The following is a 681-nucleotide window of genomic DNA, read 5'->3' as shown; positions in this document are numbered from 1 at the left end:
AACCTGGGGCTGGATCACCTCCTTAAACGATATGAAGCTCTGGTGAGCGTTCACACAAATTATCTGATGTCTGTAGTTTAGAGTGTTGTCGTCTGATTCAGATTTGAATTTGGATGCAGACAGTTGTTTTGGGTCTGTAGCTCAGTTGGTTAGAGCGCACCCCTGATAAGGGTGAGGTCGGCCGTTCAAATCGGCCCAGACCCACCAAAATCCCAATAACAGCGTTATTTAAGTTCTCGTTTAGCAGGCTAAACGTCAAACTTAAAGCCTTGTTCTTGAAATTTTGGTGATCTAATAAGTTTTAATACTTAGATTTAGAATATATGGGGCTATAGCTCAGCTGGGAGAGCGCCTGCTTTGCACGCAGGAGGTCTGCGGTTCGATCCCGCATAGCTCCACCACTTCCCAAGTGGTACATGACACAACACACAAAGCCTTAAGCAAGATGCTTGGACAGTCAATCGAGAGACAGTAAGTCTTACATCGATGTCGACTGAAACTTCCTAGTCTCTGACTTAGTGCTTTGCACTAAACTTGCTCTTTAACAATTTAGACTTTTTGAAATAGACGATAATCAAGCGTCAAACCGGTGGAATCCACATCTAACCCATGTGAGATTCTATGATCGTAAATCCAGTGCTGAACAAAAGCAGCGTTGGTATGTAGTTCAAAATAGCGACT

General features: G+C 43.5%; 2 tRNA genes. Both read left to right on the top strand.

The window, feature by feature from the left end:
• Nucleotides 1-130: 130 nt before the first annotated feature.
• A tRNA-Ile gene (locus tag ACFQ45_RS07965) sits at nucleotides 131-207 on the top strand.
• Nucleotides 208-325: 118 nt separating this feature from the next.
• A tRNA-Ala gene (locus ACFQ45_RS07960) sits at nucleotides 326-401 on the top strand.
• The last annotated feature ends 280 nt before the right edge of the window (nucleotides 402-681 follow it).

It is taken from the genome of Rhodanobacter aciditrophus, from assembly GCF_042679525.1.
Lineage (GTDB): Bacteria > Pseudomonadota > Gammaproteobacteria > Pseudomonadales > Marinomonadaceae > Marinomonas > Marinomonas aciditrophus.
Note: the sequence above shows the minus strand (reverse complement) of the source record. Positions and strands in the feature narration are given on the sequence as shown.